This is a genomic window from Lysobacter sp. TY2-98, assembly GCF_003367355.1.
Classification (GTDB): domain Bacteria; phylum Pseudomonadota; class Gammaproteobacteria; order Xanthomonadales; family Xanthomonadaceae; genus Cognatilysobacter.
The window spans coordinates 2,023,105-2,039,345 of sequence record NZ_CP031413.1; the positions used below are offsets into that span (position 1 = coordinate 2,023,105).

The 16,241-nt window shown below is 64.7% G+C and carries 10 protein-coding genes; all 10 read right to left on the reverse strand.

Annotated features, from left to right (window positions below; all coding sequences use genetic code 11):
* Positions 1 to 654 carry a 50S ribosomal protein L3 gene (gene rplC, locus DWG18_RS09830; RefSeq protein WP_115647023.1) on the reverse strand — a complete coding sequence of 218 codons (654 nt, stop codon included), beginning with the start codon at positions 652 to 654 and terminating at the stop codon, positions 1 to 3.
* An 11-nt stretch (positions 655 to 665) separates the two neighbouring features.
* A complete protein-coding gene (gene rpsJ, locus DWG18_RS09835; RefSeq protein WP_115647024.1) occupies positions 666 to 977 on the reverse strand; it encodes a 30S ribosomal protein S10 in 312 nt (103 codons plus the stop codon).
* Between the two features lie 504 nt (positions 978 to 1,481).
* Positions 1,482 to 2,672, reverse strand: a complete 1,191-nt coding sequence (gene tuf / locus DWG18_RS09840) for an elongation factor Tu (RefSeq protein ID WP_115647025.1) — start codon at positions 2,670 to 2,672, stop codon at positions 1,482 to 1,484.
* A 65-nt stretch (positions 2,673 to 2,737) separates the two neighbouring features.
* Entirely contained in the window at positions 2,738 to 4,828 is a 2,091-nt protein-coding gene (gene fusA, locus DWG18_RS09845; protein WP_115647026.1) for an elongation factor G, read from the reverse strand.
* 111 nt (positions 4,829 to 4,939) lie between these two features.
* Complete coding sequence (gene rpsG, locus DWG18_RS09850) at positions 4,940 to 5,407, reverse strand: 30S ribosomal protein S7 (RefSeq protein WP_115647027.1); 468 nt, start codon at positions 5,405 to 5,407, stop codon at positions 4,940 to 4,942.
* Between the two features lie 50 nt (positions 5,408 to 5,457).
* Complete coding sequence (rpsL, locus tag DWG18_RS09855) at positions 5,458 to 5,832, reverse strand: 30S ribosomal protein S12 (protein ID WP_115647028.1); 375 nt, start codon at positions 5,830 to 5,832, stop codon at positions 5,458 to 5,460.
* A 299-nt stretch (positions 5,833 to 6,131) separates the two neighbouring features.
* Complete coding sequence (rpoC, locus tag DWG18_RS09860; protein WP_115647029.1) at positions 6,132 to 10,352, reverse strand: DNA-directed RNA polymerase subunit beta'; 4,221 nt, start codon at positions 10,350 to 10,352, stop codon at positions 6,132 to 6,134.
* An 80-nt stretch (positions 10,353 to 10,432) separates the two neighbouring features.
* Positions 10,433 to 14,584, reverse strand: coding sequence for a DNA-directed RNA polymerase subunit beta (gene rpoB, locus DWG18_RS09865; RefSeq protein WP_115647030.1), 4,152 nt, complete (start codon positions 14,582 to 14,584; stop codon positions 10,433 to 10,435).
* A 386-nt stretch (positions 14,585 to 14,970) separates the two neighbouring features.
* Positions 14,971 to 15,339 carry a 50S ribosomal protein L7/L12 gene (gene rplL, locus DWG18_RS09870; RefSeq protein WP_115647031.1) on the reverse strand — a complete coding sequence of 123 codons (369 nt, stop codon included), beginning with the start codon at positions 15,337 to 15,339 and terminating at the stop codon, positions 14,971 to 14,973.
* 57 nt (positions 15,340 to 15,396) lie between these two features.
* A complete protein-coding gene (gene rplJ / locus DWG18_RS09875) occupies positions 15,397 to 15,936 on the reverse strand; it encodes a 50S ribosomal protein L10 (RefSeq protein ID WP_115647032.1) in 540 nt (179 codons plus the stop codon).
* Positions 15,937 to 16,241 lie beyond the last annotated feature (305 nt).

Below are 16,241 nucleotides of genomic sequence, written 5' to 3' on the forward strand. Positions count from 1 at the left end.
TCAGCCCTTGGTGGTCGGGCGAACGATGACGTCGCCACCCGGAGCACCCGGGACCGCACCCTTGACGGCGATCAGGCCGCGCTCGGCGTCCACGCGGACGACCTCGAGGCCCTGCACGGTCTTGGTCTCGGCGCCCATGTGGCCGGACATCTTCTTGCCCGGGAACACGCGGCCCGGCGTCTGGCGCTGGCCGATCGAACCCGGCGAGCGGTGCGAGAGCGAGTTACCGTGGGTGGCGTCACCCATGGTGAAGTTCCAGCGCTTGATCGTGCCCTGGAAGCCCTTGCCCTTGCTGACGCCCTGCACGTCGACCATCTGGCCCGGCTGGAAGATGTCGGCCTTGATTTCGCCGCCGACTTCGAAGCCGTTGATCTGGTCGTTCTCGACGCGCAGCTCCCACAGGCCACGGCCGCCTTCGACCTTCGCCTTGGCGAGGTGACCGGCTTCCGGCTTGGTGTGCAGCGACGCGCGGCGCACGCCGGCAGTGACCTGCACTGCGGTGTAGCCGTCGGTATCGAGCGTCTTGATCTGGGTGATGCGGTTCGGCGTCGCTTCGATGAGCGTCACCGGCACCGACTTGCCGTCTTCGAGGAAGACGCGGCTCATGCCGGCCTTGCGACCGACAATGCCCAACGAATATTTCTTCGCGGTCATGGTGGGAGGCCTCAGGTCAGCTTGATCTGGACGTCAACGCCCGCCGCGAGCTCGAGCTTCATCAGCGCGTCCACGGTCTTGTCGTTGGGGTCGACGATGTCGAGCACGCGCTTGTGCGTGCGGGTCTCGTACTGGTCGCGCGCATCCTTGTCGGCGTGCGGCGAAACGAGAATGGTGTAGCGCTCGGTCTTGGTCGGCAGCGGGATCGGGCCGCGCACTTGCGCGCCGGTCCGCTTGGCCGTCTCGACGATCTCGCTGGCCGAGCGGTCGATCAGTCGGTGATCGTACGCTTTCAGCCGGATTCGGATCTTCTGGTCCGCCATGGCGGTGATTTCCTTCGTTTAAAGAGCGACGGGCACGGCGGCTTCATGCGCCGAACCCCACGGTGGCCACGTATCCACGCCTTGCGGCCGCTAACACGCGTAAAACAAAACGAGCCGGTTTCCCGGCTCGCCTGACAGAAAGTACAAAGCGCGTGCAGCACTGCGGCAAGCAGCGGTGGCTGCGGCCGGTGCGACACACGACGTTTCCCTGTCGGGCGAATACGAGGAGCGTCCTGCCCCACATTTCGCTGTCGATCCCCTCGACGGATCGAAGGGACCGCGATTCTAGCCTGTATGCGAAGACCGCGTAAAGGGCCGGGCTCCACAAATTCAGACCGGGCGACGTACGGCTGCGCCCGCCGGCTATTGCCGGCCGAGAGGCGACGTCCGTTGGAAGCCGTCGTACGGCCGCCGGAGGCGAGTGGACGTCCCTCATAAATAAGGAAAGGGCGCCGAAGCGCCCCTCCCTGAGCCAGCACCGCCCTCAGGCGATGGCGGCAGGTCTTACTTGATGATCTTCGCCACCACGCCGGCGCCGACCGTACGGCCGCCTTCGCGGATCGCGAAGCGCAGGCCCTCGTCCATCGCCACCGGGTTGATCAGCGTCACCACCATCTTGATGTTGTCGCCCGGCATCACCATCTCGACGCCTTCCGGCAGCTCGATCGAACCCGTGATGTCCGTCGTGCGGAAGTAGAACTGCGGGCGGTAGCCCTTGAAGAACGGCGTGTGGCGGCCGCCCTCGTCCTTCGACAGCACGTACACCTCGGCCTCGAAGTCCGTGTGCGGCTTGATCGAACCCGGCTTGCACAGCACCTGGCCACGCTCGACGTCGTCACGCTTGGTGCCGCGCAGCAGCAGACCGGCGTTGTCGCCCGCCTGACCTTGGTCCAGCAGCTTGCGGAACATCTCGACGCCGGTGACCGTCGTCTTCTGCGTCGGACGGATGCCGACGATTTCGATTTCGTCGCCAACCTTGATGATGCCGCGCTCGATACGGCCCGTGACCACCGTGCCGCGACCCGAGATCGAGAACACGTCCTCGACCGGCATCAGGAACGGCATGTCGATCGCACGCTCCGGCTCCGGGATCCAGGTGTCCAGCGCGTCGACCAGCTTGATGATCGCCGGCACGCCGATCTCCGACTGGTCGCCTTCCAGCGCCAGACGGGCCGAGCCCGCGATGATCGGGGTGTCGTCGCCCGGGAAGTCGTACTTCGACAGCAGCTCACGCACTTCCATCTCGACCAGCTCGAGCAGCTCGGCGTCGTCGACCATGTCGGCCTTGTTCAGGAACACGACGATGTACGGCACGCCGACCTGGCGCGAGAGCAGGATGTGCTCACGCGTCTGCGGCATCGGGCCGTCCGCGGCCGAGCACACCAGGATCGCGCCGTCCATCTGCGCCGCACCCGTGATCATGTTCTTCACGTAGTCCGCGTGGCCCGGGCAGTCGACGTGCGCGTAGTGACGATTCGCGCTTTCGTATTCCACGTGCGCCGTCGAGATCGTGATGCCGCGCGCCTTCTCTTCCGGCGCCGCGTCGATCTGGTCGTAACCCTTGAACTCACCACCGAAACGCTCCGCACCGATCTTCGTCAGCGCCGCCGTCAGCGTCGTCTTGCCGTGGTCCACGTGACCGATCGTGCCCACGTTCACGTGGGGCTTGGTGCGCTCGAACTTACCCTTGGCCATTGCAAATACCTCAGTCTTCAGTTGATCCGTGCCCCGGACTTGAGTCCGGGGCGATTGGTTTTTGATCAGTTCTTCTTGATCACCGACTCGGCGATGTTCGTCGGCGCTTCGGCGTAGTGATCGAATTCCATCGTGAAGGTCGCACGACCCTGCGACATCGAACGCAGCGACGTCGCGTAGCCGAACATCTCACCCAGCGGAATCATCGCGTTGATGATCTTGCCCGACGGGCTGTCGTCCTGACCCTGCAGAATGCCGCGACGACGGCTGACGTCGCCCATCACGTCACCGAGGTAATCCTCCGGCGACACGATTTCGACCTTCATCATCGGCTCGAGCAGAACCGGCGACGCCTTCATGAAGCCTTCCTTGAAGGCCATCGAGCCGGCGATCTTGAACGCCATTTCCGACGAGTCGACTTCGTGGTACGAACCGTCGACGAGCTTGATCTTGACGTCGACGATCGGGTAACCGGCAAGCACGCCATTGGCGACGGCTTCCTTGATGCCCTTGTCCACGGCCGGGATGTATTCCTTCGGAATCACACCGCCGACGATCGCGTTCTCGAACTCGTAACCCTTGCCCTGCTCGTTCGGCTGCAGCTCGATCCACACGTGACCGAACTGACCCTTACCACCGGTCTGGCGCGCGTACTTGCCTTCGACCTTGACGTTCTTGCGGATCGTCTCGCGGTAAGCAACCTGCGGCTTGCCGACGTTGGCTTCAACGTTGAACTCGCGCTTCATGCGGTCAACGATGATGTCGAGGTGCAGCTCGCCCATGCCGGCGATGATGGTCTGACCGGACTCTTCGTCGGTACGCACGCGAAACGAAGGATCTTCCTGCGCCAGGCGGCCCAGGGCGATACCCATCTTTTCCTGGTCCGACTTGGTCTTCGGCTCGACGGCCATCGAGATGACCGGCTCCGGGAACACCATGCGCTCGAGCGTGATGATCGCGTCCTGCGCGCACAGCGTGTCGCCGGTCGTGACGTCCTTCAGGCCGACCGCCGCGGCGATGTCGCCGGCGCGGACTTCCTTGATTTCGTCGCGGTTGTTGGCGTGCATCTGCAGGATGCGGCCGACGCGTTCCTTCTTCGACTTGACCGGGTTGTACACCTGGTCACCCGAATTCAGGACGCCCGAGTACACGCGGAAGAACGTGAGCGAACCCACGAACGGGTCCGTCATGATCTTGAACGCCAGCGCCGAGAACGGCTCGGTGTCCGACGCCTTGCGGCTGTCTTCCTTCTCGTCGTCGTCGATGCCCTGCACCGGCGGACGATCAGCCGGCGACGGCAGCAGGTTGATGACGCCGTCGAGCATCGCCTGGACGCCCTTGTTCTTGAACGCCGAACCGCAGAACACCGGCACGATCTCGACGCGCAGGGTGCGCTCGCGCAGGCCCGAGATGATCTCGGCCTCCGACAGCTCGCCCTCGGTGAGGTACTTGTCCATCAGCTCTTCGGACGCTTCCGCGGCGGCTTCCATCATGAAGCTGCGCGCTTCCTCAGCCTTGCTCTGCAGCTCGGCCGGGATGTCCTTGTATTCGAACTTCGTGCCCTGCGACGCGACGTCCCACTGGATCGCCTTCATCTTGAGCAGGTCGACGACGCCTTCGAAGCCGTCTTCAGCGCCGACCGGCACCTGCATCGGCACCGCGTACGCGCCAAGACGCGACTTCAGCTGCTCGACGACCTTGTCGAAGTTCGCGCCAGTGCGGTCCATCTTGTTGACGAACGCCATGCGCGGCACGGAGTACTTGTTGGCCTGACGCCACACGGTCTCCGACTGCGGCTGCACGCCACCGACGGCGCAGAGCACGAACACCGCACCGTCGAGCACGCGCAGCGAACGCTCGACTTCGATGGTGAAGTCGACGTGGCCGGGGGTGTCGATGATGTTGAAGCGGTGTTCCGGCAGGGACTTGTCCATGCCCTTCCAGAACGCGGTCGTCGCGGCCGACGTAATGGTGATGCCGCGCTCCTGCTCCTGCTCCATCCAGTCCATCGTCGCGGCACCTTCGTGCACTTCGCCGATCTTGTGGCTGACGCCGGTGTAGAACAGGATGCGTTCGGACGTGGTGGTCTTGCCGGCATCGATGTGGGCCATGATGCCGAAGTTGCGGTAACGCTCGATGGGAGTGGTGCGAGCCACGGGACCCTCTCGTATGTTTTCGGATTCTCAAATGGCCGGACGCCGCCCTTGAAGGCGGCCTCCGGTGGGAGGGCGGCCGGAGGCCGCCCCGTCAGCGCTCGAAGCGCTGGATCACCAGCGGTAGTGCGCGAACGCCTTGTTGGCCTCGGCCATACGGTGCGTCTCTTCGCGCTTCTTGATCGCGCCGCCGCGGTTCTCGCTGGCGTCGAGCAGCTCGGCCGCGAGCTTGCGCGGCATCGAGTTCTCGCCACGCTTGCGCGCGGAATCGATCAGCCAACGCATGGCGAGGGCCGAACGACGCGAAGCGCGCACTTCGACCGGCACCTGGTACGTCGCACCGCCGACGCGGCGGGACTTGACCTCGACCGCCGGAGCGACGTTGGTCAGGGCCTTCTCGACGAGCTCGAGGGCGTTCGGATTCTTCTGGCCGATGACATCCATCGCGCCGTACACGATCTTCTCGGCGACCGACTTCTTGCCGCTCTGCATGACCATGTTGATGAAGCGGGCGATCGTCTCGCTTCCGTGCTTCGGATCGGGCAGCACCGAGCGCTGCGGGGTGGAACCTTTACGCGACATTGGCGTGTACCTCTCGTATCAGTCGGCGGCGCGGAAAGCGCCCGCCGGAATCAGGACTTCGGACGCTTGGCGCCGTACTTGGAGCGGCTCTGGCGGCGCTTGGTGACGCCTGCGGCGTCGAGCGAGCCACGCACGGTGTGGTAGCGCACGCCCGGGAGATCCTTGACGCGACCGCCGCGGATCAGCACGACCGAGTGCTCCTGCAGGTTGTGGCCTTCGCCGCCGATGTACGAGATGACCTCGTAGCCGTTGGTGAGACGCACCTTGGCGACCTTGCGGAGGGCCGAGTTCGGCTTCTTCGGGGTCGTGGTGTACACGCGGGTGCAGACGCCGCGACGCTGCGGGCAATTCTGCAGGGCCGGGGACGTGCTCTTGTAGGTTTCAGGGCTGCGCGGCTTGCGCACCAGCTGATTGATGGTCGCCATCTGGAGCTCTTCGTGTGGGCCGAGGCCCGTGGAAAACGGAAGGCCAGCCCCGAGGGACCAGCCAAGACGAAAAAGCCTAGCCCGCGTCCGGATCGGCCGGTCGCGGGCTCGCTTTGTGCGTCGCGCAGATGCCCGGAGGCGCGCGCGTCGCGAGATCCCACCCTGCCTTGGGTCCAATACGAGGCACGTCCTGTGACCTCATTTGGTGATCTGGGGCTTGCCCGAAGGCCGCCCGGGTAATGCTTAGCCGGGAGAGTATAGCAGGGCGCGCCTGCCCCGAGGCAAGCGCGCCCGGCGCCTCACTCTTCCTCGCCGCCCTCGACCGCTTCGGCAGCGGCCGGAGCCTCACCGACCGTCGCGGGCGCCGAGAGCGTCTCGAGTTCCTGATCGGTCAGGCCCGAGGCGTTCTTGCGGCGCTGGCTGTGGTACGCCAGACCGGTACCGGCCGGGATCAGGCGACCGACGATCACGTTCTCCTTGAGCCCGCGCAGCGTGTCGCGGGTGCCGCGGACGGCCGCCTCGGTGAGCACGCGGGTGGTCTCCTGGAACGAGGCCGCCGAGATGAACGACTCGGTCGCCAGCGAGGCCTTGGTGATGCCGAGCAGCACTGGCTCGTACTTCGCCAGGATCTCGTTGCGCGTCGCGAGGCGCTGGTTCTCTTCGATCAGACGCTGACGCTCGACCTGCTCGCCGGCCAGGAACTTGCTGTCACCCGCGTCGACGATCTCGACCTTGCGCAGCATCTGGCGAACGATCACCTCGATGTGCTTGTCGTTGATCTTGACGCCCTGCAGGCGATAGACGTCCTGGATTTCCTTGGTCAGGTACACGGCCAGCGGCTCGACGCCGAGCAGGCGCAGGATGTCCTGCGGGTTAGGCTCGCCGTCGACGACCGTCTCGCCCTTCTCCACGTGCTCGCCTTCGAACACGATGATCTGGCGGTACTTCGGGATCAGCTCTTCGTGCTCGCTGCCGTCGGCCTGCTTGATGATCAGGCGCTGCTTGCCCTTGGTGTCCTTGCCGAACGAAACGATGCCGGAGACTTCGGCGAGAATCGCCGGATCCTTCGGCTTGCGCGCTTCGAACAGGTCGGCCACGCGCGGCAGACCACCGGTGATGTCGCGGGTCTTCGAAGCTTCCTGCGGAATCTTCGCGACCACGTCGCCCACGCCCACCGGCGCCCCGTCCTGCAGGTTGACGATCGAACGCGGCGGCAGCATGTACTGCGCCGGCAGGTCGGTACCCGGGATCTGCAGATCCTTGCCGTTCGCATCGACGATGCGCACCAGCGGACGCAGATCCTTCGCCTGCGTACCACGACGCTTCGGATCGGTGATCTCGCTCGATGCGAGGCCGGTCAGTTCGTCGGTCTTCTGGATGACGGTGACGCCGTCGACGAAGTCGATGAAGCGCATGAAGCCCTTCACTTCCGACACGATCGGGTGGTTATGCGGATCCCAATTGGCGACCTGCTGGCCCGCCTTGATCTCCGCACCGTCACGCACGGTGATCGTCGCGCCGTACGGCAGCTTGTAGCGCTCGCGCTCGCGGCCGTGCGCATCGAGCACCGACAGTTCGCCCGAACGCGACACCGCGACCAGGTGGCCGTTGGCGTGCTCGACGTGCTTGAGGTTGTTGAACTTGATCGAACCCGTCGTCTTGACCGTGATGTTGTCGATCGCCGCCGCTCGCGATGCCGCACCACCGATGTGGAACGTACGCATCGTCAGCTGCGTGCCCGGCTCACCGATCGACTGCGCCGCGACGACACCGACCGCTTCGCCGTGGTTGACGAGGTGGCCGCGGCCGAGGTCACGGCCATAGCACGATGCGCAGACGCCGAACGGCGTTTCGCAGGTGATGGTCGAACGCACCTTGATCGACTGCACGCTCGCTTCTTCGAGCTTGGCGACCCAGGCTTCGTCGAGCAGCGTATTGCGGGTGACGATCGGATCCTCGTCGTTGCCCGGCAGGAACACGTCCTCGGCGACCACGCGACCGAGCACGCGCTCCTTCAGCGGTTCGACGACATCGCCGCCTTCGACGATCGGGGTCATGGTCAGGCCTTCGAGCGTGCCGCAATCGCTCTCGGTGATGACCACGTCCTGCGCGACGTCGACCAGACGACGCGTGAGGTAACCCGAGTTCGCCGTCTTCAGCGCGGTATCCGCGAGGCCCTTACGGGCACCGTGGGTCGAGATGAAGTACTGGAGAACGTTCAGGCCTTCGCGGAAGTTCGCGGTGATCGGCGTCTCGATGATCGAGCCGTCCGGCTTGGCCATCAGGCCGCGCATACCGGCGAGCTGACGGATCTGCGCCTGCGAACCACGCGCACCCGAGTCGGCCATGATGTAGATCGAGTTCATCGACTTCTGCGCGACCGGCTTGCCGTCCGAACCTTCGACGGTCTCGGTGCCGATGGCGTCCATCATCGCCTTCGCGACGCGCTCGTTCGTGCGCGACCAGATGTCGACGACCTTGTTGTAACGCTCGCCGGCGGTGACCAGACCCGACTGGTACTGCTCCTGGATCTCCAGCACTTCGGCTTCCGCCTCGGCGAGGATGCCCTTCTTCTCATTCGGGATGGTCATGTCGTCGATGCCGATCGACACGCCGGCGCGCGTGGCGTACGCGAAGCCGGTGTACATCAGCTGGTCGGCGAAGATCACCGTGTCCTTGAGGCCCAGCTGGCGATAGCAGCTGTTGATCAGGCGCGAGATGTTCTTCTTGGTCAGCTCGGTGTTGGCGAGCTCGAACGACAGGCCTTCCGGCAGGATTTCCTGCAGGAGTGCGCGGCCGACGGTGGTGTCGACGATCGACGTCTGCTTCGAACGCGTGCCGTCTTCCGCGATCACGGTCTGCGTGATGCGGACCTTGACCTTGGCGTGCAGCTCGACGACGCGGTTGTCGTACGCGCGCTTGACCTCGGCGACGTTCGCGAACGCCATGCCCTCGCCCTTCTTGTTCACCAGGGCGCGCGACATGTAGTACAGGCCGAGCACGACGTCCTGCGACGGCACGATGATCGGCTCGCCGTTCGCCGGCGACAGGATGTTGTTCGACGACATCATCAGCGCGCGCGCTTCCAGCTGGGCTTCCAGCGAGAGCGGCACGTGCACGGCCATCTGGTCACCGTCGAAGTCGGCGTTGAACGCCGTACACACGAGCGGATGCAGCTGGATCGCCTTGCCTTCGATCAGGACCGGCTCGAACGCCTGGATGCCGAGGCGGTGCAGCGTCGGCGCGCGGTTGAGCATGACCGGGTGTTCGCGGATCACCTCTTCGAGGATGTCCCACACCTGGGCCTCTTCGCGCTCGACGAGCTTCTTCGCCGCCTTGATCGTCGTGGCGAGGCCACGGCGCTGCAGCTTGGAGAAGATGAAGGGCTTGAACAGCTCGAGCGCCATCTTCTTCGGCAGGCCGCACTCGTGCAGACGCAGCGTCGGGCCGACCACGATGACCGAACGGCCCGAGTAGTCGACGCGCTTGCCGAGCAGGTTCTGGCGGAAGCGACCCTGCTTGCCCTTGATCATGTCGGCGAGCGACTTCAAAGGACGCTTGTTGGTGCCGGTGATGGCGCGGCCACGACGGCCGTTGTCCATCAGCGCATCGACCGACTCCTGCAGCATGCGCTTCTCGTTGCGCACGATGATGTCGGGCGCATTGAGTTCGAGCAGGCGACGCAGGCGGTTGTTGCGGTTGATGACGCGGCGGTACAGATCGTTGAGGTCCGACGTCGCGAAGCGGCCACCGTCCAGCGGGACGAGCGGACGCAGATCCGGCGGTAGCACCGGCAGGACGGTCATGACCATCCACTCCGGGCGGTTGCCGGACTCGATGAAGGCCTCGATCAGCTTGATGCGCTTGGTGAGGCGCTTGAGCTTGGTCTCCGAACCCGTCGACGCGATGTCCTCGCGCAGCGTGACCATCTCCGACTGCAGGTCGATCGTGCGCAGCAGCTCGTAGATCGCCTCGGCGCCCATCGCGGCTTCGAAGTCGTCGCCGTGCTCCTGGCGTGCCTGCAGGAACTGCTCTTCGGTCAGCAGCTGGCCACGCTCCATCGGCGTCAGGCCCGGCTCCGTCACCACGAAGGCTTCGAAGTACAGGATGCGCTCGATGTCACGCAGGGTCATGTCGAGCATCAGGCCGATGCGCGACGGAAGCGACTTCAGGAACCAGATGTGCGCCACCGGCGACGCGAGGTCGATGTGGCCCATGCGCTCACGGCGCACCTTGGCCAGCGTGACTTCGGTGCCGCACTTCTCGCAGACCACGCCGCGGTGCTTCATGCGCTTGTACTTGCCGCACAGGCACTCGTAGTCCTTGATCGGGCCGAAGATCGCCGAGCAGAACAGGCCGTCACGCTCGGGCTTGAACGTGCGGTAGTTGATCGTCTCGGGCTTCTTCACTTCGCCGTACGACCAGGAGCGGATCAGGTCCGGCGAAGCCAGACCGATCTTGATCGCGTCGAAGTCGATCGTCGTGCGCTGCTGGTTGAACAGATTGAGCAGGTCTTTCATTTCAGTCTCCTAGGGAGCGATTCGCAGTTGAGAACGTTCCGTGCAGCAGGCCGGCGCGATGTGCGCCGGCCGCGCGGTTCTCAGTGCTCCTCAAGCTCCATGTTGATCGCCAGCGAGCGGATTTCCCTCACGAGAACGTTGAAGGACTCCGGCATGCCCGCGACCATCTCGTAGTCGCCGTCGACGATGTTCTTGTACATCTGGTTGCGGCCCTGCACGTCGTCGGACTTCACCGTCAGCATTTCCTGCAGGGTGTAGGCCGCGCCGTACGCTTCCAGCGCCCAGACTTCCATCTCGCCGAAACGCTGACCGCCGAACTGCGCCTTGCCGCCCAGCGGCTGCTGGGTGACGAGCGAGTACGGACCGGTCGAACGCGCGTGCATCTTGTCGTCGACCAGGTGGTTCAGCTTCAGCATGTGCATGTAGCCGACGGTGACCGGACGTTCGAACGCTTCGCCGGTACGACCGTCGTGCAGCACGGTCTGGCCGCTCAGCGGCAGCTCGGCGAGCTCGAGCATCTTCTTGATCTCGGTCTCGGCCGCGCCGTCGAACACCGGCGTCGCCATCGGCACGCCGTCGGTCAGGTTCTTGGCGAGGCGAATCAGCTCCTCGTCGGAGAACTGCGACAGGTCGACGCGCTCACCGACCACGCCGGTGTCGTGGTTGTAGATCTCACCGAGGAACTTGCGCAGATCCGACACCGCGGCCTGCGCCTGCAGCATGCGATCGATCTTCTTGCCCAAGCCCTTCGCCGCCCAACCAAGGTGGACTTCGAGGATCTGGCCGATGTTCATTCGCGACGGAACGCCCAGCGGGTTCAGCACGATGTCGACGGTGGTGCCGTCGGCGCTGTACGGCATGTCTTCGACCGGAACGATCGTCGACACGACACCCTTGTTGCCGTGGCGGCCGGCCATCTTGTCGCCCGGCTGGATGCGGCGCTTAACGGCGAGGAAGACCTTGACCATCTTGAGCACGCCCGGCGCGAGGTCGTCGCCCTGGGTGATCTTGCCGCGCTTGTCGGCGAAGCGACGCTCGAATTCCTTCTGGTATTCGTCGATCTGCTTCTGCGCGCGCTCGATCGCCTCGACCGCGTCGTCGTCCTTCATGCGCAACGTGAACCAGTCCTTCTTGGACAGGCTGTCGAGCACCAGCGACGTGACCGTGTCGCCCTTCTTGAGGCCGGCACCGCCGTTCGCCACCTTGCCGAGCAGCTGGCCACGCAGACGGTCGTAGATCGCCGCCTCGAGGATGCGGAACTGGTCGTCGAAGTCCTTCTTGACCCGACGGATTTCGCTCTCTTCGATCTGACGCGCGCGCTTGTCCTTCTCGATGCCGTCGCGGGTGAAGACCTGCACGTCGATGACGACGCCGTCCATGCCCGGCGGCACGCGCAGCGAGCTGTCCTTAACGTCGGACGCCTTCTCGCCGAAGATCGCGCGGAGCAGCTTCTCTTCCGGCGTCAGCTGGCTCTCGCCCTTCGGCGTGACCTTGCCGACGAGGATGTCGCCCGCGCGCACTTCCGCACCGATGTAGACCACGCCCGACTCGTCGAGACGGCCGAGCGCCTGCTCGGACACGTTCGGGATGTCGGCGGTGATTTCCTCCGGTCCGAGCTTGGTGTCGCGCGCCTGGACGGTCAGTTCTTCGATGTGGATCGTCGTGTAGCGATCTTCTTCGACGACGCGCTCGCTGAGCAGGATCGAGTCTTCGAAGTTGTAGCCGTTCCACGGCATGAACGCGACCAGCATGTTCTGGCCGAGCGCGAGCTCGCCGATGTCGGTCGACGGACCGTCGGCCAGCACGTCGCCGCGCTCGATGCGATCACCGACCTTCACCAGCGGACGCTGGTTGATGCAGGTGTTCTGGTTCGAACGCGTGTACTTGACGAGGTTGTAGATGTCGACGCCGGCGTCGAGGCCTTCGTTGACTTCACCTTCGTTGACCTTGACGACGATGCGCGCGGCGTCGATCGCTTCGATCACGCCACCGCGGCGCGCATTCACGGTCACGCCCGAGTCGCGTGCCACGGCGCGCTCGATGCCCGTGCCCACCAGCGGCTTCTGCGCACGCAGCGTCGGCACCGCCTGGCGCTGCATGTTCGCGCCCATGAGTGCGCGGTTCGCGTCGTCGTGCTCGAGGAACGGCACGAGCGCGGCCGCGACCGACACGGTCTGCATCGGCGAGACGTCCATGAAGTGGACTTCGCTCGGCGGCTTGAGCAGCGATTCGCCCTGGTAACGGCAGGCGACGAACTGCGCCGTCATCGTGCCCTTCTCGTCCTGCGGCGCGTTGGCCTGGGCGATGACGTACTCGTTCTCTTCGATCGCCGAAAGGAACTCGATCTCTTCGGTCACCTTGCCGTCGACGACACGGCGGTACGGCGTCTCGAGGAAGCCATAGCGGTTCGTACGTGCGAACACGGCGAGCGAGTTGATCAGGCCGATGTTCGGGCCTTCCGGCGTTTCGATGGTGCAGACGCGACCGTAGTGCGTCGGGTGCACGTCGCGCACTTCGAAGCCGGCACGCTCACGCGTCAGACCGCCCGGGCCGAGGGCCGACACGCGACGCTTGTGCGTGACTTCCGACAGCGGGTTGTTCTGGTCCATGAACTGCGACAGCTGCGAGGAGCCGAAGAACTCCTTGATCGCGGCCGCGACGGGCTTGGCGTTGATGAGTTCCTGCGGCGTGAGGCCTTCGGACTCCGCCATCGACAGGCGCTCCTTGACCGCACGCTCGACGCGCACGAGGCCGACGCGGAAGGTGTTCTCCGCCATTTCACCGACCGAACGCACGCGACGGTTGCCGAGGTGGTCGATGTCGTCGACCACGCCGCGACCGTTGCGGATTTCCGTCAGCACGCGGATGACGTCGAGGATGTCGGACGTCTGCGCGTAGATGCCGCGCAGGCGTGCGGACTCTTCGTCCTTGCGATCCTGGAAGTACTTGGCGTCGTACAGCACCGCCGCGCCTTCGGTTTCCTTGCGGCCGAGGCGACGGTTGAACTTCATGCGACCCACGCCCGACAGGTCGTAGCGCTCGAACGTGAAGAACAGGTTGTGGAATAGGTTCTGCGCGGCGTCCTTCGTCGGCGGCTCACCCGGACGCATCATGCGGTAGATCTCGACCAGCGCTTCGAGCTGCGTCTTGGTCGGATCGATGCGCAGCGTGTTCGAGATGTACGGACCGCGGTCGAGGTCGTTGACCCACAGCGTGCCGACCTGCGCGATGCCCGCCTTGCGGAACGCTTCGAGGTGCGCGTCGTTGAGCTCTTCGTTCGCGTTCGCGAGCAGCTCGCCCGTCTTCGGATCGACGACGTCGTGCGACAGGATGCGACCGGCGAGGTAGCTGTCCGGCACGGCGAGTGCGGAGATACCGGCCTGCTCGAGCTGGCGCACGTGACGCGCGGTCACGCGACGACCGGCTTCCACGATGACCTTGTCACCGTCGGCCAGGTCGAAGTCCAGCGTTTCACCGCGCAGACGCTCCGGCACGAGCTCGAGCTGCACGCCTTCCGGCTGGATGTGGAACGTGTTGATGTCGAAGAACGACTTCAACATCTCTTCGTTGTTGTAGCCGAGCGCGCGCAGCAGGATCGTCACCGGCAGCTTGCGGCGACGGTCGATGCGGCAGAACACCGCGTCCTTGGGGTCGAACTCGAAGTCCAGCCACGAACCGCGGTAAGGAATGATTCGCGCGCTGTACAGCAGCTTGCCCGAGCTGTGCGTCTTGCCACGGTCGTGGTCGAAGAACACGCCCGGCGAACGGTGCAGCTGCGAGACGATGACGCGCTCGGTGCCGTTGACGATGAAGGTGCCGTTTTCGGTCATGAGCGGGATCTCGCCCATGTAGACCTCCTGCTCCTTCACGTACTTGATCGCCTTGGTCGACGACTCGCGGTCGTAGATCACCAGGCGAACGGTCACCCGGAGCGGCGCGCCGTAGCTCATGCCACGCGTGCGGCACTCGCGCTCGTCGAACGCGGGCTCGCCGAGCTTGTAGCCGACGTATTCGAGTGCGGCATTGCCGCTGTAGCTCGCGATCGGGAAGACCGACTTGAGCGCGGCGTGCAGGCCCTTGTCCTCACGCTTGGCGGGGTCGGTGTGCTCCTGCAGGAACTCGCGGTACGAGTCGACCTGGATCGCAAGCAGGAAGGGCACTTCGAGGATCGCGCGGCGCTTGCCGAAATCCTTGCGGATGCGCTTTTTCTCGGTGAACGAGTACGTCGTCATGGGCTGCCTCTGAGAAGCTGGAATGCGGGACTCGGGATTGCTCATTCGCTACAGCCGCATGCGGCCGGACGTCGTCTACGCGAACGGTCAATCCCGAATCCCGGACTCCCGATTTGAATGAACTGTCAGTTGGAAGCCGCGGGTATTGCCGGCACCCGCACGCCTTCTGAAGCTGCTTCCAACTACCAACTCGGTTGGTTTTTTCTACTGCCGGATCCGGGGAACGGAAGAGGCTCGATGCCGCGATCGCCACCGGGGCGATGTTGGACAGCGGGCCGGTCGAAACGTTCCGAAGAACCGGGTCCGTCTACAACGACCAAAGGCCGGGGGCATTTCGCCCCCAGCCTTCAGTGGGTCGCCGATGAAATCCGGCGACGCAAAGCTGCTTACTTGACCTCGACGGTCGCGCCAGCTGCTTCCAGGTCCTTCTTCATCTTCGCGGCGTCGTCCTTCGACACGCCTTCCTTCACGGTGCCGCCGGCCTCGGTGAGGTCCTTGGCTTCCTTCAGGCCGAGGCCGGTGATGGCGCGGACCGCCTTAATCACTTCGACCTTCTTGTCGCCAGCCGACTTCAGGATGACGTTGAACTCGGTCTGCTCTTCGACCGGAGCCGCGGCGGCGGCCGGGCCGGCAGCCATGACCGGAGCGGCGGCGGAGACGCCGAACTTCTCTTCGATCGCCTTGACGAGGTCCATGACTTCCATCAGCGACTTGGTGGCGATGGCGTCGACGATCTGCTCGTTGGTAACGGACATTTGAAATTACCTCTGGAAATTGATTTCTAAAGCGGATTCAGGAAAGAACGTCGACGATCAAGCCGGTTCGGCTTCAGCCGGAGCTTCCTCAGCCGGCGCGGCATCGCCGCCACCCTGCTGATCGGCCACGGCCTTGACGGCGCGCGCGAACATCGCGGCCGGCTCGGCGAGCACGCGGGCGAGCATCGCCAGCGCCTGTTCGCGAGTCGGAAGCGAGGCGAGCACATCGACGTGGGCGGCCGGCAGCAGCTTGCCTTCCACCGAGACGACCTTCGCCTTGAGCTTGTCGTTACCCTTGGACGCATCCTTGATGAGGCGACCGGCCGCGCCGGGTTCCTCGAGCGAGAACGCGTACAGCAGCGGACCGACCAGGGCGTCCTGGACACACGCGAAATCGGTGCCTTCGACGGCACGCGACGCGAGGGTGTTCTTGACGACCCGGAGGTACACACCCGTTTCGCGAGCCTTCTTGCGCATCTCGGTCATCTGACTGACCGTGGTGCCCGCGTACTCGGCCGCGACCAGGGAGTGTGCCTTGCCGGCGATTTCCGCCAGCTCCGCGACGACTTCCTGCTTCTGGGACAGATTGAGAGCCATTGCACTCCTCCAATTGAACTCCGCGACCGGCTTGCACCGGGAGCGGGACGGGGCGGCGCCTGTCCATGGCACCGGGGATACGCGAGGTATCCCGGTGGTGGCCGTCCAGAAACGAATTTCCAGAAGGGCACCATCTACGCAGGCGGTGGATTAAGCAGCCCCGCTTCGACCGACGGCGATTCCCTTGCCGTGTTGAGCATCCATTGCCCGTCGCCGGTCGGCGCTGACCGCACCTGCGGTCTTTGACGGTCACTGCCGCCGAAGCGGCAGCGCCTTCAAAAGAGTCGGCCGGCGGCGCGAGCCAC